A 24,858-nucleotide genomic window follows, 5' to 3' on the forward strand; every position below is an offset into this window, starting at 1 on the left:
AGGGGGGACCCTGTGGGAGAGTAGGACGCCGCCGAACAATTATTCCGGGAAAGCCCCGTGCCCTTGTGGCACGGGGCTTTTCTGCGTTCCGGGACGGATAGGTGCCGGCGCCTCGGCCCGCACCGGACGCACCCGCTCGTCGCCCCGTCCCTGGCTCAGGCCGGCCTCGGTGACGTGGGCGGACTGGCCGGACCTCGCCCCGACTCGGCACCAGGTGTGCGGTGGCAGCATCCTCGGGAGGCGTCCAGGCGGGCACACCGAGCACCGGGCGTCGGCAGGTCGCAGCAGGTGGATGCCCGCGTCAGGATGGTTCTGAGCACCCCCTCGTCCGGGGTATGCTTTATCTCGTTGCCACAGAGCAACAGGCCCCAATAGCTCAGTCGGTAGAGCGTCTCCATGGTAAGGAGAAGGTCTGCGGTTCGATTCCGCATTGGGGCTCGTAAAGAAGAAGGCCCCCGCCACATGGCGGGGGCCTTCTTCGTGTACAGGTGGGGAGCATGCGCCCCGCACTGCGGCCGGAGTGCGGCGGGGAGCTCCGGAAGAGCCCTCCGCCGCACCGGCCGGTGCCGGGCCGCCCGTGGGACAGCCCTCAGAAGTTCTGCGGCTCCGGCACCCGCATCGCCAGGATGGCCATGTCGTCGGACGCCGGCTCCGCCGCGAAGCGCTCGACCGCCCGCAGGATGCGTCCCGCCACCGCGCCGGCCGTCAGACCCGTGCACATGGCCAGGACGTCGGCGAGACCGTCGTCCCCCAGCATGCGGGCGCCCTCGCGGCGTTCGGTGACCCCGTCGGTCACGCACAGGAGCACGTCGCCCGGCTGCAGGGTGACCTCCTGCTCGTACAGGTCGAGGTCCTCGATGACGCCCAGCAGCGGCTGCGGCTCGGCCGCCGCCTCCACCGAACCGTCCTGGCGCAGACGCAGCGGCAGGGGATGACCCGCGCAGACCACCTTCAGCAGGGCGCTTCCGTCCTCCTGGGGCCACAACTCCCCGTAGAGCAGGGTCAGGAAGCGGCTGCGCGCACCCTCGTCCAGGATGGCCGCGTTCAGCCGCTCCAGCACCGCCGGTCCGCCGAAGCCCTCACGGGCCAGCAGCCGCAGCGCGTGGCGGGCCAGACCCGTGACGGCCGCCGCCTCCGGGCCCGTACCGCACACGTCCCCGATGGCGAAGCCGTAGGCGCCGTCCCGGATGGGGAACACGTCGTAGAAGTCGCCGCCGACCTCGTTGCCCTCGCCCGCCGCCCGGTAGATGACCTCGATCTCGACGTTGGGCACGTCGGGGAGGCCGGGCGGCAGCAGACTGCGCTGCAGCGACTGGCTGATGGCCATGCGTTCCGAATAGAGGCGGGCGTTGTCCAGAGCCAGCGCGGCCCGTCGCGACAGGTCCTCGGCCAGCTCCAGGATCTCCTGGCGGAAATGCTCGTCGGACGGCTTGCCGAGCGTGAGCATGCCGATCACGCGGTTCCTCGCCACCAGGGGCAGCACCACGGTCTCGCCCCCCACGGCGACCGCCGTGGCCAGCGTCGTCCTGGTGGCCGCCCCCATGCTCAGCGGTGCGTCCGTGCTCAGGGTGCGCTTGGACGTCCGCAGCGCCGCCTGGTGACCGGCCTCGGTGGGCGCGGCCCAGAGCCGGGCGCCGGGGGCCGGCACCGGATCCGGCGGGTCGATGGAGGACAGCAGCGCCTTCAGCCCGTCGATGCGCTCCTCGTCCTCGTGCAGCACGTAGGAGAGGTACGGCTCCGACGACTGGTCCGCGATGGTGTACACGGCGCACCAGGTCGCCAGCGTCGGTACGGTCATCTGCGCCATCAGCGCCAGCGTCTGGTCCCTGTCCAGGGTTCCGGCCAGCAGGTCGGACGCCTCGACGAGGAAGGACAGCGAGCCGCGCCGCAGACGCTCCAGCTCGCCGAGCCGCGCCGACTCGACGGCCAGCGCGATGCGGTCCGCGGCGAACTGCAGGCGCAGTGCCTCCTCGTTGGAGTACCGCCCGGCCGCCTCCGCCGCGACCCCGAGGGATCCGGTCAGCCGGCCCTCCACCTTCAGCGGCACGGTGACGACCGAGCGCATGCCGGTGTCGCTGAGCAGCGGCACGGCACCCGGCACCACGGTGAGGTCCTCGTGCACGGCGGGCATCCGGGCCGAGCCGTAGCGGCCCGTGCCGGCCTCCACGGGAACCCGGGCGAAGCGCTGGCGGGCCGAGGGGAGACCGGTGGTCGCCCGGACCTCCAGCTCCGTCTCGTCGTCCGTGGCCAGGAGCAGGAAGGCGGCGTCGGCGTCCAGCATGTCGCGGGCCCGCTCGACCGTCCGCTGCAGCAGGCCGTCGAGGTCGTCGGGGGCCGGGGAGCCGATGAAGATCTCGAACGGGTCCGCAGCGCGGTTTTCGGCCGAAGTGTCGGAGACGGGGGCGCGCGCCGGGGTCTGGAGCACGGCACGCTCGTAGTCGCGGACGAGGAGGCAGACGGTGGACGGATCGCCGTCGGCGTCGCGGACCCTGAGGTGCGAGGCGTACACGGGGATGGTGCGGCCGTCCGCGCCGCGGAGGCCGTAGCTGCCCTCCCAGCGGGAGAGCCGCAGCGCGTCGGCGATGCCCGTCGAGGTGCCCGGGGTGTGCGGCCACGCCACGAAGTCCGTGAACTGCTTGCCTTCGACCTTCTCCGCGGCGTACCCGAAGAGGAACGACGCGTCGTCGTTCCACGCGGCGATCCCGCCCGAGCCGTCGACCTGGACGACGGCCACCCGCACGCGCTGGTCCGCCGCCGGCAGCAGGGCGGTGGGCAGGACCGGGCTCGCCGACCGGATGCCCACCGGGCGCTCCGGGAGGTCGAGCTGGAACCAGACGTGTTTGTGGGTCGGCGTGTACTCGACGCCCCAGCGGGAGGCGAGAGCGGCGCAGAGCAGCAGGCCGCGCCCGCCCTCCCGGTCCGGGCTGCCGAAGTCCAGCCCCGAGCTCTGGAGCGGGACCTCACGCTCCGGATAGTGGTCCCCGACCTCGACGCGCACCCCGTCCTCGGTGCGCAGGCACAGCACGTCGGCTGCCGTGCCCGCGTGCACGACCGCGTTGGTCACGAGTTCACTGGTAAGAACGACGGCGTCGTCAACGACGTCCGTGTAACCCCACCCCTGAAGGGTGTCCCGGACGAACGCGCGGGCGGTCGCCACCGAGCGTCCGACCGGATCGAAGGTGGCAGCCGCGCGGGCGGTGATCACAGCACTCCCCATATGGTGTCTCGTCGCTTCCCCGAGTCCTGTGCCCGTATCTCGCCGCTTCGATTCGCCTGCCAGGCTAGACGCTCGCCGGGTGTCGCGGGTACACGAGGGCAGACTTGTGGACTCCGGGCCCCCGGTCGTGCGCCGGGCGCACAACTGTGGGGGCCCCGGTGAGGGAAATGGGACGACCGGGCGACTTTCTCCGCCCTCCCGTTCCGGCCTGGTACGTTTCAACGATTTGACGACCGCACGGTCACCCGTCGACGGTGTGCTGTGGCGGTGAGCCAAAGTGGAAGTGGGCAAGCTTCCGACAACGGCCCGAGCGATACGGTCAACCCCTGCGGGAGGGACACGGTGGAGTCTGGCGTGGCGGCGCGGGGTTCAGGAACGCGCACAAAAGGCGGGCAGTCCGTGAAAAAGCAGCGCAATGGAACCGTCGATGTGGACGCGGCAGCTCTCAACAGACTGCTCGCGGCCCTCGTGGCGATGCGTGACGGCAACTTCCGCAGGCGGCTCACCGTCTCCGGCGACGGCGTCCTCACGGAGATCGCCGCGGTCTTCAACGAGGTCGCCGACCGCAATCTGCACCTGACGGGTGAGCTGGCCCGTGTGCGGCGCGTCGTCGGGCGCGAGGGGAAACTCACCGAGCGGCTGGAGACGGGCGCCTGCGAGGGCTCCTGGGCCGCCGCGATCGACGCGTCCAACGAGCTCGTCGACGACCTGGCGCGCCCCGTGTCCGAGGTCGGGCGGGTGCTCTCCGCGGTCGCCGACGGTGACCTGGAGCAGCGGATGGAGCTGCGCACCCACGCGGTGGACGAGACCGTGCGCCCGCTGCGCGGGGAGTTCCTGAAGGTCGCCCGCACGGTCAACAACCTCGTCGACCAGCTGTCCGCGTTCACCGAGCAGGTGACGCGGGTCGCCGTCGAGGTGGGCACCGAGGGCAAGCTGGGCGGCCAGGCCCAGGTCCGCGGCATGTCCGGGTCCTGGAAGGACCTCACGGACTCCGTGAACACCATGGCCTACCGGCTCACCGCGCAGGTGCGCGACATCGCCCTGGTGACGACCGCCGTGGCCAAGGGCGACCTGTCGCGGAAGGTCACCGTCCACGTGGCCGGGGAGATGCTCCAGCTGAAGAACACCGTCAACACGATGGTGGACCAGCTGTCCTCGTTCTCCTCCGAGGTGACCCGGGTCGCGCGCGAGGTGGGTACCGAGGGCGAGCTGGGCGGACAGGCGACCGTGCCCGGGGTCGCCGGTGTCTGGAAGGACCTCACCGACTCCGTCAACACCATGGCCGGGAACCTGACGTCCCAGGTGCGCGGCATCGCCGAGGTGACCACGGCCGTCGCGAACGGCGACCTGACCCAGAAGGTCACGGTGAGCGCCCGCGGCGAGGTCGCGCAGCTCGCCGAGACGATCAACCAGATGACCGAGACCCTGCGCACCTTCGCCGACGAGGTGACGCGCGTCGCGAGCGAGGTCGGCGGCGAGGGGCTCCTCGGCGGCCAGGCCCAGGTGCCGGGCGCCGCGGGCACCTGGAAGGACCTCACCGACTCGGTCAACACGGTCTTCCGGAACCTGACGACGCAGGTGCGGGACATCGCCCAGGTGACCACGGCGGTGGCCAGCGGTGACATGACCCAGAAGGTCACGGTCGACGTGGCCGGCGAGATGCTGGAGCTGAAGAACACCGTCAACACGATGGTGGACCAGCTCCAGGCCTTCGGTTCCGAGGTGACCCGGGTCGCGCGTGAGGTCGGTGTCGAGGGGCGCCTCGGCGGCCAGGCCGAGGTACCCGGGGCGGCCGGGACGTGGAAGGACCTCACCGACTCGGTGAACACCGCCTTCCGGAACCTTACCGGCCAGGTGCGCGACATCGCGCAGGTCACCACGGCCGTGGCCAACGGCGACCTCTCGCAGAAGGTCACGGTCGACGTGGCCGGCGAGATGCTGGAGCTGAAGAACACCGTCAACACGATGGTGGCGCAGCTGTCCAACTTCGCCGACCAGGTGACGCGGATGGCCCGCGACGTGGGCACGGAGGGCCGTCTGGGCGGCCAGGCACGCGTCGACGGGGTCTCCGGCACCTGGAAGGAGCTCACCGACTCGGTCAACTTCATGGCCGGCAACCTGACCTCCCAGGTGCGTCAGATCGCCCAGGTGACCACGGCGGTGGCGCGGGGCGACCTGTCGCAGAAGATCGACGTGGACGCCCGGGGCGAGATCCTGGAGCTGAAGAACACCATCAACACGATGGTCGACCAGCTCTCCGCCTTCGCCGACCAGGTGACCCGGGTCGCCCGCGAGGTGGGCACGGACGGCCGTCTGGGCGGTCAGGCCCAGGTGCCCGGCGTCGCCGGGGTGTGGCGTGACCTCACCGACTCCGTGAACGGCATGGCGGGGAACCTCACCGCCCAGGTCCGCAACATCGCCCAGGTCGCGACGGCGGTGGCGCGGGGCGACCTGTCGCAGAAGATCGACGTGGACGCCCGGGGCGAGATCCTGGAGCTGAAGAACACCCTGAACACCATGGTCGACCAGCTCTCGAACTTCGCGGAGCAGGTCACCCGGGTCGCCCGCGAGGTGGGCACGGAGGGCATCCTCGGCGGCCAGGCGGAGGTGCAGGGCGTCTCCGGTACGTGGAAGGACCTCACCCAGTCCGTCAACGGCATGGCGAACAACCTGACCCTCCAGGTGCGCAACATCGCCGAGGTGACCACGGCGGTCGCGAAGGGCGACCTCTCCAAGAAGATCACCGTCGACGCCAAGGGCGAGATCCTCGAACTGGTCACGACCGTCAACACGATGGTCGACCAGCTGATGAACTTCGGTGACGAGGTGACCCGGGTCGCCCGCGAGGTGGGGACCGAGGGCATCCTCGGCGGCCAGGCGCGGGTGCGGGGCGCCACGGGCATCTGGAAGGACCTCAGCGAGAACGTCAACCTGATGGCCAACAACCTGACCAGCCAGGTGCGGAACATCTCCCGGGTCTCCTCCGCGGTCGCCAACGGGGACCTGACGAAGAAGGTGACGGTCGAGGCGCGCGGCGAGGTCGCCGAGCTCGCCGACACGGTCAACACGATGGTGACGACCCTGTCCTCGTTCGCCGACGAGGTGACCCGGGTCGCCCGCGAGGTGGGCACCGAGGGCGAGCTCGGGGGGCAGGCGCGCGTGCCGGGCGTCTCGGGGACCTGGAAGGACCTCACCGAGTCGGTGAACTCGATGGCGTCGAACCTGACCGGTCAGGTCCGGCAGATCGCCACGGTCACCACGGCCATCGCCAAGGGCGATCTCACCAAGAAGATCGACATCGACGCGCGCGGTGAGATCCAGGAGCTGAAGAACACCATCAACACGATGGTCGACCAGCTCTCCTCCTTCGCCGAACAGGTGACCCGGGTGGCCCGCGAGGTGGGTACCGAGGGGCAGCTGGGCGGCCAGGCCCGGGTGCGGGACGTGGACGGGACCTGGCGCGACCTCACCGAGTCGGTGAACGAGATGGCCGGGAACCTGACCCGTCAGGTGCGCGCCATCGCGGCCGTCGCCACCGCGGTGACCCGCGGCGATCTCAACCTCAAGATCGACGTCGACGCGGCCGGCGAGATCCAGGTGCTGCAGGACAACATCAACACCATGATCGCCAACCTGCGCGACACCACGCTGGCCAACAAGGAGCAGGACTGGCTCAAGGGCAACCTCGCCAGGATCTCCGGCCTGATGCAGGGCCGCCGCGACCTCGACGACGTCGCCTCGCTGATCATGAGCGAGCTGACGCCGGTGGTCTCCGCCCAGCACGGCGCGTTCTTCCTCGCCATGACCACGGGGGACGGGCGCGAGCTCGGTGAGGGCGGCAAGGACAGCTCGTACGAGCTCCGCATGCGCGGCAGTTACGGATACTCGGCGGGCTCCATGCCCACCTCGTTCCGGCCGGGGGAGACGCTCATCGGCACGGCCGCCGAGGAGAAGCGGACGATCCAGGTGGACAACGTGCCGCCGGGGTACCTGAAGATCTCCTCCGGACTCGGCGAGGCACCGCCCGCGCACGTGATCGTGCTGCCGGTGCTCTTCGAGGGCCAGGTGCTCGGCGTCATCGAGCTGGCCTCGTTCCAGCCGTTCACGCACATCCAGCGGGACTTCCTCAACCAGCTGGCCGAGATGATCGCCACGAGCGTCAACACCATCAGCGTCAACACCAAGACCGAGAAGCTCCTGGAACAGTCCCAGGAGCTCACCGAGCAGCTGCGCGACCGCTCGCAGGAGCTGGAGAACCGGCAGAAGGCGCTGCAGGCCTCCAACGCCGAACTGGAGGAGAAGGCCGAGCTGCTGGCCCAGCAGAACCGCGACATCGAGGTCAAGAACACCGAGATCGAGGAGGCGCGGCAGGTCCTGGAGGAGCGGGCCGAGCAGCTCGCCGTCTCGATGCGCTACAAGTCCGAGTTCCTCGCGAACATGTCGCACGAGCTGCGGACACCGCTCAACTCGCTGCTCATCCTGGCCAAGCTGCTCGCGGACAACGCCGAGGGCAACCTCTCGCCGAAGCAGGTGGAGTTCGCCGAGACGATCCACGGCGCGGGCTCCGACCTGCTCCAGCTGATCAACGACATCCTGGACCTGTCCAAGGTCGAGGCGGGCAAGATGGACGTCAGCCCGACCCGGATCGCCCTGGTGCAGCTGGTCGACTACGTGGAGGCGACCTTCCGTCCGCTCACCGCGGAGAAGGGGCTCGACTTCTCCGTACGGGTGTCCCCGGAGCTGCCCGCGACCCTGCACACGGACGAGCAGAGGCTCCTGCAGGTGCTGCGCAACCTGCTGTCCAACGCGGTGAAGTTCACCGACTCCGGGGCCGTGGAACTGGTCATCAGGCCGGCCGGCCCGGACGTGCCGAACGCCATCAGGGAGCACCTGCTGGAGGCCGGCTCGCTGCGCGACGCCGACGGCGACCTGATCGCCTTCTCGGTCACCGACACCGGGATCGGCATCGCGTCCAGCAAGATGCTGGTGATCTTCGAGGCGTTCAAGCAGGCCGACGGCACGACCAGCCGCAAGTACGGGGGGACGGGCCTCGGGCTCTCCATCAGCCGGGAGATCGCCCGTCTGCTGGGCGGTGAGATCCACGCGGCGAGCGAGCCGGGCCGTGGCTCGACCTTCACGCTGTACCTGCCCCTGCACCCGAGTGAACTGCCGCCGCAGGGCTACCCGCAGGCGGGTGCCGGTCCGGCCGAAATCTCCTCGGGCCCGTCCGAGGGCGTCCTGCACCTGGAGGCGTCGCAGGGGGCCGCGACCGAGCAGCCGCTCGGGGACCCGGCCAACTCGGCCGGGGTGTTCCGGCGCCGCCGCAAGGCCCTGGGCGCCGGCACCCAGCGGCCCGCCCTGGCGAACGGCAGCTCCGCGGAGGCGCCCGCGACCCCGGAGGAGTGGGTGCAGAGCGCGCCCGAACAGCCGGAGAACCGCCGGGCGGCGCGCTTCCACGGGGAGAAGGTGCTGATCGTCGACGACGACATCCGCAACGTCTTCGCCCTCACGAGCGTGCTGGAGCAGCACGGACTGTCGGTGCTGTACGCGGAGAACGGGCGGGAGGGCATCGAAGTCCTGGAACAGCACGATGACGTGACGATCGTTCTGATGGACATCATGATGCCGGAGATGGACGGCTACGCGACGACGACGGCGATCCGCCGGATGCCGCAGTTCGCGGGGCTGCCGATCGTCGCGCTGACCGCCAAGGCCATGAAGGGCGACCGTGAGAAGGCGATCGACTGCGGGGCCTCCGACTACGTCACCAAGCCGGTCGACTCCGACCACCTGCTGTCGGTGATGGAGAATTGGATGCGCACGGAGTGAGGGGGCCGGGGACCGGTTCACCGGGATCCGCCGTCCGGCTGTGCCCGGAGGGGTGTGAAGGGCGGTTTCCGGGGAACCTTCTGGTCCGCGGCAGCGTTTTCGCTCTGTGCACAGTGACATCGCGGTGACAGGGTGTGGTGACGGGCGGGGTGCAGCTACCATGACCGGCACAAGGACGGACGGCGTAACGGAGTCGTCCCCTGGGGCGGCACCCGGTGCGATTCCGGGGCGAGGAGGGCGGGCCATGGTGCAGAAGGCCAAGATCCTCCTGGTCGATGACCGGCCGGAGAATCTGCTGGCGCTGGAGGCCATCCTCTCTGCGCTCGATCAGACACTGGTCCGGGCATCGTCAGGGGAGGAGGCGCTCAAGGCGCTGCTCACGGACGATTTCGCGGTCATCCTGCTGGATGTGCAGATGCCCGGTATGGACGGATTCGAGACGGCTGCGCACATCAAGCGGCGGGAGCGGACCCGGGACATCCCGATCATCTTCCTGACCGCGATCAACCACGGCCCGCATCACACCTTCCGGGGTTATGCGGCGGGTGCGGTGGACTACATCTCGAAGCCCTTCGACCCCTGGGTGCTGCGCGCCAAGGTCTCGGTCTTCGTCGATCTCTACATGAAGAACTGCCAGCTGCGCGAACAGGCGGCGCTGCTGAGGCTCCAGCTCGAGGGCGGCCCCCACCGGGGCGTCGACGAGAGCGGACCGGCCGGCCTGCTCGCCGAGCTGTCGGCGCGGCTCGCCGCGGTCGAGGAGCAGGCGGAGGCTCTCTCCAAGCAGTTGGACGACGAGTCCGCCGACGCGGGGGCCGTCGCCACCGCCGCCCACCTCGAACGCAAGCTCACCGGTCTGCGCCGGGCGCTCGACGCGCTGGAGCCGGGCACGGGCGGTTCCGCGGCCGCTGTGCCCTCCCAGAGCTGATCATCGGGCACTGAGCACGCGTCAGTTCCGCGTCCCCGCAAGGACGACACGGACGGGTGAAGCCGTGGGCACACGTGTCCACCGGCGTCGGCACCGGTAACCTCAGTCACATGGCCTCACGTACGTCCGGCAAGGGTTCCCTGGGCACGGCGGGCACCGCGAAGGGTGCCGGCCGTCCGCAGGGACCGGCGAAGAAAGCCGCTCCCGCCAAGAAGGCTGCGGCGAAGAAGACCGCACCCGCCAGGAAGGCCCCCGCCAAGAAGGCGGCGGCGAGGAAACCGGCGCCGAAGCCCGCGCCGTCCCCCACGGGGGGCGTGTACCGGCTCGTACGAGCCCTGTGGCTCGGTACCGCCCACGGCGTCGGGGCGGTGCTCCGCTCCATAGGGCGCGGTGCCAAGGGACTTGACCCGGCCCACCGCAAGGACGGCCTCGCCCTGCTCCTCCTCGGTCTCGCCCTGGTGGTGGCGGCGGGCACCTGGTCCCATCTGAAGGGCCCCGTCGGCGACCTCGTCGAGATGCTGGTCACCGGCGCCTTCGGCCGGCTCGACCTGCTGGTGCCGATACTGCTGGGCGCCGTGGCCGTGCGGCTGATCCTCTATCCGGAGAAGCCCGAGGCCAACGGCCGTATCGTCATCGGACTCTCCGCGCTCGTCATCGGTGTGCTCGGCCAGGTCCACATCGCCTGCGGGTCGCCGGGCCGTGAGGACGGCGCCGGCGCCCTGCAGGACGCGGGCGGGCTCATCGGCTGGGGCGCGTCGCAGCCCCTCGTCTTCATGATGGGCGAGGTCCTCGCCGTACCGCTGCTCCTGCTGCTGACCGTCTTCGGGCTCCTCGTCGTCACCGCGACCCCGGTCAACGCCATCCCCCGGCGGCTGCGTCAGCTGGGGGTCAAGCTCGGCATCGTCGACCCGGTGCACGGGGCGGACGAGGAGGACGACACCGACGACGAGCGGTACGAGGAGCAGTGGCGCGGCGCGCTGCCCGAGCGCTCCCGCCGCTCCCCGGGACGGCTCGCGGAGGCCGACGGCTTCCACGACCCGGACCAGGCCGAGGACGACGCGCCGGCCAAGCGGCGCCGGCCCCGCAGGCCGTCCGCACAGCCCGCGATGAACCGCTCCATGGATGCCGTCGACGTCGCGGCGGCGGCCGCCGCCGCGCTCGACGGGGCCGTGCTCAACGGAATGCCCCCGTCGCCGGTCGTCGCCGATCTGACCCAGGGCGTCTCCGCCACCGAACGGGAGCGGACCGCGACCCCGGTGCCCGGCGCGCGGTCGGGCCGCAAGGCCGGGGCCGCCGACGCCGAGGAGCGGAGCGGCTCGCACTCCGGCGGCGTCCCCGACCTGACGAAGCCGGCGCCGGAACGGTCCGAGCCGCTGCCCGCCCGCGCCGAGCAGCTCCAGCTCTCGGGCGACATCACCTACTCGCTGCCCTCGCTGGACCTGCTGGAGCGCGGAGGCCCCGGCAAGACGCGGAGTGCCGCCAACGACGCGGTCGTCGCCTCCCTGACCAACGTCTTCACGGAGTTCAAGGTCGACGCCGCCGTCACCGGCTTCACCCGGGGCCCGACCGTCACCCGGTACGAGGTCGAGCTCGGCCCCGCCGTCAAGGTCGAGCGGATCACGGCCCTGACCAAGAACATCGCCTACGCGGTCGCCAGCCCGGACGTCCGGATCATCTCCCCGATCCCCGGCAAGTCGGCGGTCGGTATCGAGATCCCCAACTCGGACCGGGAGATGGTCAACCTCGGCGACGTGCTGCGTCTGGCCGACGCGGCCGAGGACGAGCACCCCATGCTCGTCGCGCTCGGCAAGAACGTCGAGGGCGGCTACGAGATGGCCAACCTGGCGAAGATGCCGCACGTCCTGGTCGCGGGCGCGACCGGATCCGGCAAGTCCTCCTGCATCAACTGCCTGATCACCTCCATCATGGTGCGGGCGACACCGGAGGACGTGCGGATGGTGCTCGTCGACCCGAAGCGGGTGGAGCTCACCGCCTACGAGGGCATCCCCCACCTGATCACCCCCATCATCACCAACCCGAAGAAGGCCGCCGAGGCGCTCCAGTGGGTCGTGCGGGAGATGGACCTGCGCTACGACGACCTCGCGGCCTACGGCTACCGGCACATCGACGACTTCAACCACGCGGTCCGCACCGGCAAGACCAAGGCGCCCGAGGGCAGCGAGCGGGAGCTCTCGCCCTATCCGTACCTCCTGGTCATCGTCGACGAGCTGGCGGACCTCATGATGGTGGCCCCGCGGGACGTCGAGGACTCCATCGTCCGCATCACCCAGTTGGCGCGCGCCGCCGGCATCCACCTGGTGCTCGCCACGCAGCGCCCCTCGGTCGACGTCGTCACGGGCCTGATCAAGGCCAACGTGCCGTCCCGGCTCGCCTTCGCCACTTCGTCGCTCGCCGACAGCCGGGTCATCCTGGACCAGCCCGGAGCCGAGAAGCTCATCGGAAAGGGTGACGGTCTGTTCCTGCCGATGGGGGCGAACAAGCCGACCCGTATGCAGGGGGCCTTCGTCACCGAGGACGAGGTCGCGGCCGTCGTCCAGCACTGCAAGGATCAGATGACGCCGGTCTTCCGCGAGGACGTGGTGGCCGGCACCAAGCAGAAGAAGGAGATCGACGAGGACATCGGCGACGACCTCGATCTGCTGTGCCAGGCGGCCGAGCTGGTCGTCTCCACCCAGTTCGGCTCGACGTCCATGCTCCAGCGCAAGCTGCGGGTCGGCTTCGCGAAGGCCGGTCGGCTGATGGACCTGATGGAGTCACGCAACATCGTGGGTCCCAGCGAGGGATCCAAGGCGCGCGATGTCATGGTGAAACCCGACGAACTCGACGGAGTGTTGGCCGTCATCCGTGGGGAATCCGCTCCGTAGGAGTGTTGCGCGCAACCGTTTCGCCCGGTCGTACGTCAAGTTGGAGGGAGGAGCGGCGGGACGATCCGTCCGGTGCTCCCCCCACCGCCCTGCCCAAGGGGCCGTCCGGCGAACCCGATGGCGTACAAAGTCCTCGCTCCCGGTTGCCCCACCCTTTCGTACCACCCCTAGACTGAACATCCAGCAGGTGGCTCACGCTCGAAAGGCACCCCCGTGTCCATCGGCAACTCCCCAGAGGAAGACCGGCCTTCGATCGGTCGCGCGCTTCAGCAGGCCCGCATCACCGCGGGCCTCACGGTCGAGGAAGTCAGCAGCTCCACCCGGGTGCGCATCCCCATCGTGCACGCGATCGAGGAGGACGACTTCTCCCGCTGCGGCGGCGACGTGTACGCCCGCGGCCATATCCGCATGCTCGCCCACGCCGTCCGGCTCGACCCCGATCCGCTGATCGCGGAGTTCGACGCCGAGCACGGCGGCCGTCCCGCTCCGACCCCGGCGGCACCGCTGTTCGAGGCCGAGCGGATCCGTTCGGAACCCCGTCGGCCCAACTGGACCGCGGCCATGGTCGCGGCGATCGTCGCCGTGGTCGGATTCGTCGGCTTCACGCTCTTCAACGGTGAGGACGAGGGGTCGGGCTCGGCCCAGGTCGCCGAAGGCTCCACGCCGGACAAGACGACCCCGCCCGCCACGACCAAGCCCGCCGATCCCAAGCCGGCTCCCTCCGAGAGCGTCATTGCCGCAGCCCCGCGGGACAAGGTGACGGTCCGGCTGAGCGCCGCCCAGGGCAAGAGCTGGATCTCCGCCAAGGACCACAACGGGCGGCTGCTCTTCGACGGTCTGCTCAACCAGGGCGACTCCAAGACCTTCCAGGACAAGGAGCGGGTCGACCTCGTGCTCGGCGACGCCGGGGCGATCGACCTCTTCGTGAACGGCAAGAAGGTCGACGACGAGTTCGAGCCCGGACAGGTCGAACGGCTCTCCTACACCAAGGGCGACCCCGAGGTCGGCTGACCTCTCCCCGCCCCTCTTCGACGGTGTGTGCCCGGCAGTCGTGCCGGACACACACCGTCGTCGTGTCCCGCCTTTTCCCCGGTCAAGGCGGCCCTCCGGTGACTCCGCGTAGCGGTGAACCCTGCTCTGCAGGGCGAGCGCCGGGACAAAGTAGTCTTGAGCCCATGCCCGAACGCCGTACCGTCGCCCTTGTCACTCTTGGCTGCGCCCGTAACGAGGTGGACTCGGAGGAGCTCGCAGGCCGCTTGGCAGCGGACGGCTGGGACCTCGTCGAGAACGCCACCGACGCGGATGTCGCCGTCGTCAACACCTGTGGGTTCGTCGAAGCCGCCAAGAAGGACTCCGTCGACGCCCTCCTCGAAGCCAACGATCTGAAGGATCACGGCAGAACCCAGGCCGTCGTGGCCGTCGGCTGCATGGCCGAGCGCTACGGCAAGGACCTCGCCGAGGCACTGCCGGAAGCGGACGGTGTCCTCGGATTCGACGACTATGCCGACATCTCCGACCGCCTGCAGACCATCCTCAACGGAGGCATCCACGCCTCCCACACCCCGCGCGACCGGCGCAAGCTGCTGCCGATCAGCCCGGCCGAGCGGCAGGACGCCGCCGTGGCGCTGCCCGGCCACGCCCAGGAGATCGCGCCGGCCCCCGCGGACCTGCCGGAGGGAATCGCTCCGGTCTCCGGGCCGCGGGCACCGCTGCGCCGCAGGCTGGGCACCAGCCCGGTCGCCTCGGTGAAGCTCGCCTCCGGCTGCGACCGCCGCTGCTCCTTCTGCGCCATCCCCTCCTTCCGCGGCTCCTTCGTGTCCCGGCGCCCCTCGGACGTCCTGGGGGAGACGCGCTGGCTCGCCGAGCAGGGCGTCAAGGAGGTCATGCTCGTCTCCGAGAACAACACCTCCTACGGCAAGGACCTCGGGGACATCAGGCTCCTGGAGACCCTGCTGCCCGAGCTCGCCGACGTCGACGGGATCGAGCGGATCCGCGTCAGCTACCTCCAGCCCGCCGAGATGCGGCCCGGACTGATCGACGTGCTCACCTCGACGCCCAAGGTCGCCCCGTACTTCGACCTGTCCTTCCAGCACTCCGCTCCCAAGGTGCTGCGCTCGATGCGCCGCTTCGGCGACACCGACCGCTTCCTGGAGCTCCTGGACACCATTCGGTCGAAGGCACCGCAGGCCGGTGCCCGGTCGAACTTCATCGTCGGCTTCCCCGGTGAGACGGAGGCCGACGTGGTGGAGCTGGAACGCTTCCTCACCGGGGCGCGGCTGGACGCCATCGGGGTCTTCGGCTACTCCGACGAGGACGGCACCGAGGCGGTCGGATACGAGAACAAGCTGGACGCCGACGTCATCGCCGAGCGGCTCGCACACATCTCGCAGCTGGCCGAGGAACTGACCTCGCAGCGGGCCGAGGAGCGCGTCGGCGAGACCCTCCAGGTCCTCGTGGAGTCCGTCGAGGACGAGGAGGACGGTCCGGTGGCGGTGGGCCGGGCGGCCCACCAGGCGCCGGAAACGGACGGCCAGGTCGTCTTCACCACACGCGAGGGGCTCGTGCCGGGCCGTATGGTCGAAGCGAAGGCAGTGGGCACCGAGGGAGTGGACCTCGTGGCCGAACACCACGAGCTTGCGGAGGCAGCCAGATGACGGGACTCCCGGCATCCGCGGCAGGCGGCTCCGGCGCGACGCCGGCGCCCCGCGGCGGCAAGCTGGGCGCGGCGGCCGTCAACCAGGCCGGCCTGTGGAACATCGCGAACATCCTCACGATGATGCGGCTCCTGCTCGTCCCGGGCTTCGTGATGCTGCTCCTGTACGACGGCGGTGGCGATCCCGTCTGGCGGGCGTTCGCCTGGGCGGCCTTCGCCGTCGCGATGATCACCGACGTGTTCGACGGCCATCTGGCGCGGACGTACAACCTGGTCACCGATTTCGGGAAGATCGCCGACCCGATCGCGGACAAGGCGATCATGGGTGCCGCCCTCGTCTGCCTGTCCTGGCTGGGGGACCTGCCCTGGTGGATCACCGGGGTGATCCTCTTCCGCGAGCTCGGGATCACCCTCATGCGCTTCTGGGTCATCCGGCTCTCGGTGATCCCCGCCAGCCGGGGCGGCAAGGTCAAGACCCTGGCCCAGGGCATCGCCGTCGGCATGTACGTCCTGGTCCTGACGGGCCCCCTGGCCACCCTGCGCTTCTGGGTGATGATGGCCGCCGTCGTGCTGACCGTCGTCACCGGCCTCGACTACGTACGCCAGGCCTTCGTCCTGCGCCGTCGCGGGATCGCGGCGGAGCGGGCGGCGGCCATGGAGGCCGTCGCCGCGGCCGCGGACGTGGAGGGCGCCGGCCCGGGGCGGTGCGCCGCGCAGGACGTGCACGGAGCGGCCGAGGGTGTCGCGGAGCCGGTCGTCGAGCCGGTGGCGGGGCCCCGCGGGAAGCCGGCCGGGGAGCGCGTGGCCGGTGCCCGGGGTGCCACGGAGGCGGAGCGGTGACCTCCGCCGCGGCTGAGGTGCTGCGGAAGCTCCGGGAGCGCGGCGAGACCCTCGCGGTCGCGGAGTCCCTCACCGGCGGTCTGGTGGCCGCCGAGCTGACCGGCGTACCCGGTGCCTCGCACTCCTTCCGCGGGTCCGTCACGGCCTATGCCACCTCCCTGAAGCGGGAGGTGCTGGGGGTCGACGGCACACTTCTGGACGAACGCGGAGCGGTGGATCCCACCGTCGCCCGGTCCATGGCCGCCGGCGTGCGCCGGGTGCTCGGCGCCGACTGGGGCGTCTCCACCACCGGGGTGGCGGGCCCGGAGCCCCAGGACGGCAAGGCCGTCGGCACGGTCTTCGTGGCCGTCTCGGGGCCGGACGGAGCGAGCCGGGTCGCCGAATTGAGGTTGAACGGTGGACGGGCGGACATTCGTCAGGAGAGCGTGAGGAGTCTGCTCGAACTGCTCTCCGGCGAACTCGGCGAGGCCGCGCGGGCACAGGATACGGAACAGAACGGGGAGATTTGATGTTTGCAGCCCTGAGTGAACACGACATCGCTCCCCGCACGGCCGCAGCGCGAGGCGGTACGGTGGGGCGTGAAGGATGCGGCTACGCGGTCCGAGGAGGGAGCCACCGATGATTCTGCTCCGTCGCCTGCTTGGTGACGTGCTGCGTCGGCAGCGCCAGCGCCAAGGCCGTACTCTGCGCGAAGTCTCCTCGTCCGCCCGAGTCTCGCTCGGCTATCTCTCCGAGGTGGAGCGGGGGCAGAAGGAGGCATCCTCCGAACTGCTCTCCGCCATTTGCGACGCGCTGGACGTACGGATGTCCGAGCTCATGCGTGAAGTGAGCGACGAACTGTCGCTGGCCGAGCTGGCCGAGTCGGCAGCAGCCAGTGATGCGGTGCCTGTACCAGTCCGGTCGATGCTCAATTCCGTCTCCGTCGCGTCGGTCTCCGGCGTACCGACGGGGCGGGTGACCATCAAGGCGCCCGCGGAAGCGGTGGATGTCGTCGCCGCCTGACCGCACGGTTCGTGGTGAACGAAAGCCCCGGCCGGCCCCTCGTGGGCCGGCCGGGGCTTTCGCGTACGCGTACGCGGTCCACCTCCCGGGTGGGTTTCGTGTGCCGGGTGTGTGGAGGCCGTCCGGCGGGGCAGGCGCGTGGTGAGCCCGGCGGCCGGTTCTGCGGGACAGCCGCCCGGATGACCGTTTTGTGTCACATGTGACATGGTGGACAAAGGGGTCAGTCGAAGAGCCACCTGAACGGAGAAGTGCATGTCTGTCGTGAAGAGCGCCCTGTCCGACGGTGACCGCAAGGTCGTGGGGGACGCCCTGCAAGGGGCGCTGGTGGACCTGGTGGACCTCTCGCTGGTCGCCAAGCAGGTCCACTGGAACGTGGTCGGCCCGCGCTTCCGGTCGGTGCACCTCCAGCTCGACGAGGTAGTCGACACGGCGCGCCAGCACTCGGACATCGTCGCCGAGAGGGCCTCTGCGGTCGGAGTTAACCCCGACGGCCGGTCCCGCACGCTCGCCAGGACCACCGCGATCGATTCCGTGCCGGACGGCTGGATCAAGGACGTGGACGCGGTACGCGTGCTCGTCGACGCCCTCCGTGTGGTCGTCGACCGCATGCGGGAGCGGATCGAGGCGACCGATTCGCCGGACCCCGTCAGCCAGGACATCCTGATCACGCTCACCGCGGATCTGGAGAAGCACGCCTGGATGTTCCAGGCCGAATCGGCGTGAGCACGCGCGGCAGGCGGGCGAGGAGCGACCGGGACAAACAGGTCGTCTGACGCCTGCCGACGGCTCCCCGGAGGCCCCGGCCGTACGGAGAGCCTCCGGAGCCTGTGTTCCTGGCGGAAGAATTCCGGAACACGGCATCGCCCCGGACCGGCGGAACGACATCCCCACGATGTTCCAGGCCGAAAGCGCCTGAACCGAACGCGAGGAAGGACCGACAGTGACGGACAAGAAGGCCATGGACAAGCTCAAGGGCAAGGCCAAGGAGGCGGCAGGCAAGCTCACCGGCGACCGCCGCATGGAGGCCGAGGGCAAGACCGACCAGACCAAGGCCAAGGCAGAAGGTGCCCTGGGCGCCGTCGGCGACCGTGCCAAGGGCGTCAAGGACTCCCTCGACGACGACAAGAAGTGACGGCCTCACCCACCTGAGGTGGGTGGTCGGCGCGTGCCCCCGCGGACTCCGGTCCCGGGGGCACCGGTCTGTCCTGGGGTATCCCGGAGCCACCCCAGGGCGCCCCGGGGACGCGAGCGGATCCGTGGCCGGGTGGCCGGTCGGCCCGCGCGCTGTGGCCGGGCTCTGGCGGGGCCCTTCGGCGGGGCGGGCCGGGGCCGGACCGGTGCACGGGGCCGGGGTCGGGTCCGCGGTCGCGGGATGCAGTCGGCGTCCGGCCGGGAGAAACTGCGGGAGAGGGCCGGGCTCGCCCCCGGCCCGCAGACACCCCCGAAAGGTGGCGTCCTCCTTGACCCCGAGGGGCGCGTCGCCCCTTCTGCTCACGCCGGTGGTGCACCGATGCGCCCTCCCTGCGGGAGCGCGTTCCGTACGGCGCTCCCGCGTCGGGATCAGGCTGTACGAGGGAGCGGTGCCGGGGTCACCCGGTCCGCGATCGTCCAACCGAGAGGCCACGGCATCGGCCGGAGGAGGCAGCCATGGTGCGGCGAGGGGTGCCGGCGCTCGTCCTCGGCGGCCTGTGGTGGTGGGCGGTGCTGCGGCTGCTCGTCGAACCGGAACACACCGGACTGGTCGAGGGCGCGGTGGCGGCCGGAGGATGGGGGCTGAGCCTCCTGCCGGTGCACGTGGCGGCCGTGGTGCGGCCGGAGCGGCGGGCCGGCGGCCCCGGGACGCACTGGACGGACATATCCCCGTAGCCCCTCGACGGACGGGGGCGATGCCGGCGTCCGGGACGCCGTAGCCGCGCTCAGCCCGTGGGACCCGACTGGCAGTGCGGGCACCAGTAGGTGGGGCGGGTGTCGTGGACCACCTTGCGGACGGGGGTGCGGCACCGCAGACAGGGGCGCCCGAGCCGGCCGTAGACGAAGAGGCGCTCCCGGGGAAACCTGCGGGACATGACGGCGGTGGCCCCGGTCGTGGTCCGCACCGAGCGGTCGCGGTTGGCCTCCAGGAGCTGCTTGGCCGTGCTGACCAGGCGGGTGGCGATGGCCGGGGGGAGTTCACCGACCGGGAGCCAGGGCGTCGCCCGGGCCATGAAGCAGAGCTCGCACATGTAGACGTTGCCGATGCCCGCCAGATTCCGCTGGTCGAGGAGCGCGTCCCCGACCCGGCGTGCGGGGTCGGAGAGCAGATTGCGCAGCGCGGTGTCCGGATCCCAGTCCGGCCCCAGCAGGTCGGGGCCCAGATGGCCGACGACCTGCTCCTCGTCCTCCGTACGGAGCAGCTCCAGGACGGGGAGCCGGTAACCGACGGCGGTGTGCTCCGCCGTGGCGAGCACGGCACGGATCTGGTGGGCGGCTCCACCCCGCCAGCGCTCACCCTGGTCGAACACGCGCCAGGCGCCCTCCATGCGCAGATGGCTGTGGAGGGTGAGACCCCCCTCGAACCGGGTGAGCAGATGCTTGCCGCGCGCCGTGGCGTCCAGCACCGTCCGGCCGGTCAGGTCGGCCGTGGCGAATCTGGGGACCCGCAGATCGGACACGGTCAGCAAGCCTCCGCCGAGCGCGGAGTCGAGACGCCGGGCGGTCTGCAGGACGGTGTCACCTTCGGGCATGCGTCCATCATGCGCGGCCACGGCGCTGTGCGGGGCCCGTCCGCGCCGGGGCCGTCCTCAGGCGCGCAGCCGCAGGCCCCGGGGCGTGGCCAGGAAGCCCGCGGCCTCCAGTGTCGTGCCGAGCGGGGAGGTGAGGGAGGAGGCGCCGTTGGTCCGCTCCACCGTGACCGTGCCGAGGGTGCCCGCCCTTGCCGCCGCGGCGAGGGCCTCCGCGGCGGCTCGGAGAGCCGGATCGGCCGGATCGGTGGGCCAGGCGAGGAGGGACTTGCCCCCGCGCTCCATGTAGAGCGTCAGCTCGCCGTCGACCAGGACGACCAGGGCGCCCGCCTTGCGGCCGGGCTTGTGCCCGGCGCCGTCCGGCGACTCGGGCCAGGGCAGCGCCGCGCCGTAGGCGTTGGCCGGGTCGGCCGCCGCGAGGACCTGGGCGCGAGGGGCCGAGCCGGGGTCGGCCCGGTCCCGGGCGGTGGAGGCCGCCCGGAGACGGTCCACGGCACCGTCCATGGCGAACTGGGCGGCGCCCAGTCCCTCGACGACGTAACCACGGCGGGCCTGCCCGCTGTCCTCGAACGCCGCGAGGACCCGGTAGACCGCCGAGAAGCCGCCCTCGACGCCCTCGGCCTGCACCGCACCCCGGGTCACCACACCGTGGCGGTCGAGGAGCGTCCGCGCCAGGGCGTGCGCGCGATGGGTCGGCTCCGGTTCGGCCGGGGGCAGCAGGGACCAGCGGCCCGACACGGTCGGCGGACCGGTGCGGGACGCGGTGCGCGCGGCCGGGGTCAGCGAGCCGTAACGGCCGCGCGGAACGGTGCGCCTGGCGCGGTGCGCGGTGGACCCCGCCGTGCGCCCCGAACCCAGGAGCGAACGCAGGGGGCCGAGGGTGTCGTTGCTGAGGCGGCCGGACCAGACCAGGTCCCAGAGCGCGTCGGCCAGCTGCGGATCCGTGCAGTCCGGATGGGTGGTGGCCCGGACCTGGTCGGCGATCTGCCGGAAGAAGAGGCCGTATCCGCCGGACAGGGCGGTCAGCAGCGACGCGTGCAGGGCGGTCTGCTCCAGCGGACGAGGGGGCGGCAGCAGCAGGGGCGCGCTGTCGGCCAGGTAGAGGGAGAGCCAGCCGTCCTTCCCCGGGAGGGCGCCCGCCCCGGCCCAGACGACCTCGCCCGCGGTCGTGAGCTCGTCGAGCAGGGCGGGGGTGTATCCCGCGACCCGGCTCGGCAGGATCAGCTTCTCCAGGGCGGACGCCGGGACCGGGGCACCCTGCAGCTGCTCGACGGCGCGCGCCAGCCCGTCGATCCCGCGCAGGCTGTGGTCCCCGAGATGCTGCCACTGGGGCAGGAAGCCGGCCAGCGCGGCGGGCGGGACCGGCTCCAGCTCCTGGCGCAGCGCGGCCAGCGAGCGGCGGCGCAGCCGCCGCAGGACCGTGGCGTCGCACCACTCCTGGCCGATGCCCGCCGGGTGGAACTCCCCCTGCACCACACGGCCCGACGCCGCGAGCCGCTGGAGCGCCCCGTCCGTGACCGCGGTGCCGAGCCCGAAGCGGCTCGCGGCCTGAACGCTGGTGAACGGACCGTGCGTACGGGCGTACCGGGCGAGGAGGTCGCCGAGTGGATCCTTGACCGGCTCGGTGAAGGCCTCCGGAACCCCCACGGGAAGCGCGGTGCCGAGCGCGTCGCGCAGCCGGCCCGCGTCCTCCACCGCCGCCCAGTGCGCGGCGCCACCGACACGGACCCGGATGGCGCGCCGCGAGGTCTCCAGGCCCGGGGCCCAGGAGGCGTCCGCGCCGCGTTCCGTCAGTTCGGCGTCGGTGAGGGGGCCGAGCACCCGCAGCAGATCGGCGACCCCCTCGGCGTCCTTGACCTTCCTGTCGTCGGTCCGCCACTGCAGCTCACGCTCCAGCTCGCCGAGGATGTCGGCGTCGAGCAGCTCGCGCAGCTCCGCCCGGCCGAGCAGCTCGGCCAGGAGGTGGGAGTCGAGCGAGAGGGCCGCCGCCCGCCGCTCCGCGAGGGGGGAGTCGCCCTCGTACAGGAACTGTGCGACATAGCCGAAGAGCAGGGAGCGGGCGAACGGGGAGGGTTCGGGCGTCGTCACCTCGACCAGGCGGACCCGGCGCGCCTCCAGGTCGCCCATCAGCTCGGTGAGGCCCGGGACGTCGAACACGTCCTGGAGGCATTCGCGGACCGCTTCCAGGACGATCGGGAACGACCCGAACTCGGAGGCGACCTGGAGCAGCTGGGAGGCACGCTGGCGCTGCTGCCACAGCGGGGTGCGCTTGCCGGGGCTCCGCCGGGGCAGCAGCAGGGCGCGCGCGGCGCACTCACGGAACCGGGAGGCGAACAGGGCGGATCCGCCGACCTGTTCGGTGACGAGCTGGCTGATCTCTCCCTGGTCGAACACCACGTCGGCGGCGGCGACGGGGGGCCGGTCGCTGTCGAACCCCGCGGCGGGGGAGCCCTGGCCCGGCCCGCCCTGCCCCGGGCCGTCGCCGGTGCCGCCCGCGCCCGCCTGGACCGGGTCGAAGTCGAGGAGGTCGAGCCCCATCAGATCGGCGTCCGGCAGCCTCAGCACGATGCCGTCGTCGGCGTGCATGACCTGGGCGTCCATGCCGTACCGCTCGGCCAGCCGGGCGGACAGGGCGAGGGCCCACGGGGCGTGCACCTGGGCCCCGAACGGCGAATGCACCACGACCCGCCAGTCGCCCAGCTCGTCCCGGAACCTCTCCACCAGGACGGTCCGGTCGTCCGGGACGTGGCCGCAGGCCCGGCGCTGCTCGTCGAGGTAGGACAGGACGTTGTCCGCGGCCCAGGCGTCCAGCCCGGCGGCCAGCAGCCGCAGTCCGGCGTCCTCGGCGGACAGCCCGCCCAGCTCGCGGAGGAACGCGCCCAGTGCGCGGCCCAGCTCCAGCGGCCGGCCCAGCTGGTCGCCCTTCCAGAAGGGCAGCCGCCCCGGGACCCCGGGGGCGGGCGAGACGAGGACCCGGTCCCGGGTGATGTCCTCGATCCGCCAGGACGTGGTGCCCAGGGTGAAGACGTCGCCCACCCGGGACTCGTAGACCATCTCCTCGTCCAGCTCACCGACCCGGCCGCCGCCCTTCTTCGGGTCCGCGCCGGCCAGGAAGACGCCGAAGAGCCCGCGGTCGGGGATGGTGCCGCCCGAGGTGACGGCGAGCCGCTGGGCGCCGGGGCGGCCCGTGACCGTGCCGGTCACGCGGTCCCACACCACACGGGGCCGCAACTCCGCGAAGGCGTCGGACGGATAGCGCCCGGCGAGCATGTCGAGCACCGCCGTGAACGCGGACTCGGGAAGCGAGGCGAAGGGGGCCGCCCGGCGGGCCAGCGCGAGCAGGTCGTCGGCCTGCCGGCTGTCGAGCGCGACCGTGGCGACGATCTGCTGCGCGAGCACGTCCAGGGGGTTGGACGGGATCCGCAGAGCCTCGATCGCCCCCTCGCGCATCCGCTCGGTGACGACGGCCGCCTGCACCAGGTCCCCCCGGTACTTCGGGAAGACCACACCGGTCGAGACGGCGCCGACCTGGTGTCCGGCGCGCCCCACCCGCTGCAGCCCCGAGGCCACCGACGGCGGCGACTCGACCTGGATCACCAGGTCGACCGCGCCCATGTCGATCCCCAGCTCCAGACTGGACGTGGCGACCACGGCGGGCAGCCTGCCCGCCTTGAGGTCCTCCTCGACCTGGGAGCGCTGCTCCTTGGACACCGAGCCGTGGTGCGCGCGGGCGAGCACGGGGGGCGCCCCCTTCGCGGCGCCCGACTGGGCCATGATCTCGGCGGGGGAGTGGGCCTCGGGCAGCGGCCCGTCCGCTCCCGGCTCCTCCTCGGACGCGGAGCCCGTCGCCCGCTCGTGGGCGATCTCGTTCAGGCGGTTGCACAGACGCTCCGCCAGCCGCCGGGAGTTGGCGAACACGATGGTGGACCGGTGGGACTGGACCAGATCGGCGATCCGCTCCTCGACGTGCGGCCAGATCGAGGGTTTCTCCGCCTGACCGCCCTCGTCACCCGTGGCCGGCGAGCCGCTCAGCTCACCGAGATCCTCCACCGGGACCACCACGGAGAGGTCGAACTTCTTGGCGGACGGCGGCTGGACGATCTCCACCTTCCGCTGCGGCGACAGGAACCGGGCGACCTCGTCGACCGGGCGGACCGTCGCCGACAGCCCGATGCGCCGCGCGGGGCGTGGCAACAGCTCGTCCAGGCGCTCCAGGGACACGGCGAGGTGGGCGCCGCGCTTGGTGCCCGCGACGGCGTGCACCTCGTCCACGATCACCGTCTCCACCCCGGCGAGCGCGTCCCGGGCCGAGGAGGTGAGCATGAGGAACAGCGACTCGGGCGTGGTGATCAGGATGTCCGGGGGCTTCGTGGCCATCGAGCGCCGCTCGGCCGGAGGGGTGTCGCCGGAACGGATCCCCACCCGTACCTCGGGCTCCGGCAGGCCCAGGCGCACCGACTCCTGACGGATCCCGGTCAGCGGCGACCGCAGATTGCGCTCCACGTCGACCGCGAGGGCCTTCATCGGGGACACGTACAGCACCCGGCAGCGCTTCTTCGCCTCGGCCGGCGGCGGGGCGGCGGCCAGCCGGTCGAGCGAGGCCAGGAACGCGGCCAGCGTCTTGCCCGATCCGGTCGGCGCGACGACCAGCACGTCCGAACCCTCGCCGATGGCCCGCCAGGCACCCTCCTGCGCGGCGGTGGGCGCGTCGAAGGCCCCCGCGAACCAGCCGCGGGTCGCGGGCGAGAACGAATCCAGTGCGGAACCTGCCATGCCCCCCATCGTGC

Annotated in this window: 14 protein-coding genes and 1 tRNA gene; 12 read left to right on the top strand and 3 right to left on the bottom strand. The window is 71.6% G+C overall.

From position 1 onward, the window contains the following. Positions 1-365: 365 nt before the first annotated feature. A tRNA-Thr gene (locus tag ABZ172_RS25195) sits at positions 366-438 on the top strand. Positions 439-589: 151 nt separating this feature from the next. Here ABZ172_RS25195 and ABZ172_RS25200 read toward each other — a convergent pair. Further along, positions 590-3,205, bottom strand: a complete 2,616-nt coding sequence (locus ABZ172_RS25200) for a SpoIIE family protein phosphatase (RefSeq protein ID WP_356886713.1) — start codon at positions 3,203-3,205, stop codon at positions 590-592. Positions 3,206-3,616: 411 nt separating this feature from the next. Here ABZ172_RS25200 and ABZ172_RS25205 point away from each other — a divergent pair, with 411 nt between their 5' ends. From ABZ172_RS25205 to ABZ172_RS25255, 11 genes are all read left to right on the top strand, one after another. Beyond that, the gene (locus ABZ172_RS25205; protein WP_356886715.1) at positions 3,617-9,046 is read left to right on the top strand and encodes a HAMP domain-containing protein; all 5,430 of its coding nucleotides are present in this window, start codon (positions 3,617-3,619) and stop codon (positions 9,044-9,046) included. A 244-nt stretch (positions 9,047-9,290) separates the two neighbouring features. Then, positions 9,291-9,971, top strand: coding sequence for a response regulator (locus ABZ172_RS25210; RefSeq protein ID WP_356886717.1), 681 nt, complete (start codon positions 9,291-9,293; stop codon positions 9,969-9,971). A 110-nt stretch (positions 9,972-10,081) separates the two neighbouring features. Further along, entirely contained in the window at positions 10,082-12,856 is a 2,775-nt protein-coding gene (locus tag ABZ172_RS25215) for a DNA translocase FtsK (RefSeq protein ID WP_356886719.1), read from the top strand. Between the two features lie 213 nt (positions 12,857-13,069). Continuing rightward, positions 13,070-13,867, top strand: coding sequence for a RodZ domain-containing protein (locus ABZ172_RS25220; protein ID WP_356886721.1), 798 nt, complete (start codon positions 13,070-13,072; stop codon positions 13,865-13,867). A 164-nt stretch (positions 13,868-14,031) separates the two neighbouring features. Then, positions 14,032-15,510, top strand: a complete 1,479-nt coding sequence (gene rimO, locus ABZ172_RS25225) for a 30S ribosomal protein S12 methylthiotransferase RimO (protein WP_356886723.1) — start codon at positions 14,032-14,034, stop codon at positions 15,508-15,510. Continuing rightward, on the top strand, positions 15,507-16,349 hold the full coding sequence (gene pgsA / locus ABZ172_RS25230; RefSeq protein ID WP_356886725.1) for a CDP-diacylglycerol--glycerol-3-phosphate 3-phosphatidyltransferase: 843 nt from the start codon (positions 15,507-15,509) through the stop codon (positions 16,347-16,349). Before rimO ends, pgsA begins: the two co-directional genes overlap by 4 nt. After that, positions 16,346-16,858 (top strand): nicotinamide-nucleotide amidohydrolase family protein, encoded by a 513-nt coding sequence (locus tag ABZ172_RS25235; RefSeq protein WP_356886727.1) that lies wholly within the window; start codon positions 16,346-16,348, stop codon positions 16,856-16,858. The genes pgsA and ABZ172_RS25235 overlap by 4 nt, the downstream gene beginning before the upstream one ends. Before the next feature lie 109 nt (positions 16,859-16,967). Further along, entirely contained in the window at positions 16,968-17,351 is a 384-nt protein-coding gene (locus ABZ172_RS25240) for a helix-turn-helix transcriptional regulator (RefSeq protein ID WP_356886729.1), read from the top strand. A gap of 252 nt (positions 17,352-17,603) precedes the next feature. Continuing rightward, a complete protein-coding gene (locus ABZ172_RS25245; RefSeq protein WP_356886731.1) occupies positions 17,604-18,074 on the top strand; it encodes a DNA starvation/stationary phase protection protein in 471 nt (156 codons plus the stop codon). Between the two features lie 235 nt (positions 18,075-18,309). Further along, entirely contained in the window at positions 18,310-18,483 is a 174-nt protein-coding gene (locus ABZ172_RS25250) for a CsbD family protein (RefSeq protein WP_356886791.1), read from the top strand. 515 nt (positions 18,484-18,998) lie between these two features. Beyond that, positions 18,999-19,217 (top strand): hypothetical protein, encoded by a 219-nt coding sequence (locus ABZ172_RS25255; protein WP_356886733.1) that lies wholly within the window; start codon positions 18,999-19,001, stop codon positions 19,215-19,217. Positions 19,218-19,267: 50 nt separating this feature from the next. Here the strand turns inward: ABZ172_RS25255 and ABZ172_RS25260 are convergent, their stop codons facing one another. Both ABZ172_RS25260 and ABZ172_RS25265 read right to left on the bottom strand, forming a co-directional pair. Continuing rightward, positions 19,268-20,074 carry a DNA-formamidopyrimidine glycosylase family protein gene (locus ABZ172_RS25260; protein WP_356886735.1) on the bottom strand — a complete coding sequence of 269 codons (807 nt, stop codon included), beginning with the start codon at positions 20,072-20,074 and terminating at the stop codon, positions 19,268-19,270. 57 nt (positions 20,075-20,131) lie between these two features. Continuing rightward, a complete protein-coding gene (locus ABZ172_RS25265) occupies positions 20,132-24,844 on the bottom strand; it encodes a DEAD/DEAH box helicase (RefSeq protein ID WP_356886737.1) in 4,713 nt (1,570 codons plus the stop codon). Positions 24,845-24,858: the final 14 nt, after the last annotated feature.

Source organism: Streptomyces sp. NPDC006296 (assembly GCF_040613235.1).
Lineage (GTDB): Bacteria > Actinomycetota > Actinomycetes > Streptomycetales > Streptomycetaceae > Streptomyces.

Coding starts and splice junctions, on each gene's coding strand:
- ABZ172_RS25215 (WP_356886719.1), top strand. CDS start 10,082: ATGGCCTCACGTACGTCCGGCAAGGGTTCCCTGGGCACGGCGGGCACC.
- pgsA (WP_356886725.1), top strand. CDS start 15,507: ATGACGGGACTCCCGGCATCCGCGGCAGGCGGCTCCGGCGCGACGCCG.
- ABZ172_RS25255 (WP_356886733.1), top strand. CDS start 18,999: ATGGTGCGGCGAGGGGTGCCGGCGCTCGTCCTCGGCGGCCTGTGGTGG.
- rimO (WP_356886723.1), top strand. CDS start 14,032: ATGCCCGAACGCCGTACCGTCGCCCTTGTCACTCTTGGCTGCGCCCGT.
- ABZ172_RS25265 (WP_356886737.1), bottom strand. CDS start 24,844: ATGGCAGGTTCCGCACTGGATTCGTTCTCGCCCGCGACCCGCGGCTGG.
- ABZ172_RS25210 (WP_356886717.1), top strand. CDS start 9,291: ATGGTGCAGAAGGCCAAGATCCTCCTGGTCGATGACCGGCCGGAGAAT.
- ABZ172_RS25240 (WP_356886729.1), top strand. CDS start 16,968: ATGATTCTGCTCCGTCGCCTGCTTGGTGACGTGCTGCGTCGGCAGCGC.
- ABZ172_RS25245 (WP_356886731.1), top strand. CDS start 17,604: ATGTCTGTCGTGAAGAGCGCCCTGTCCGACGGTGACCGCAAGGTCGTG.
- ABZ172_RS25260 (WP_356886735.1), bottom strand. CDS start 20,074: ATGCCCGAAGGTGACACCGTCCTGCAGACCGCCCGGCGTCTCGACTCC.
- ABZ172_RS25250 (WP_356886791.1), top strand. CDS start 18,310: ATGGACAAGCTCAAGGGCAAGGCCAAGGAGGCGGCAGGCAAGCTCACC.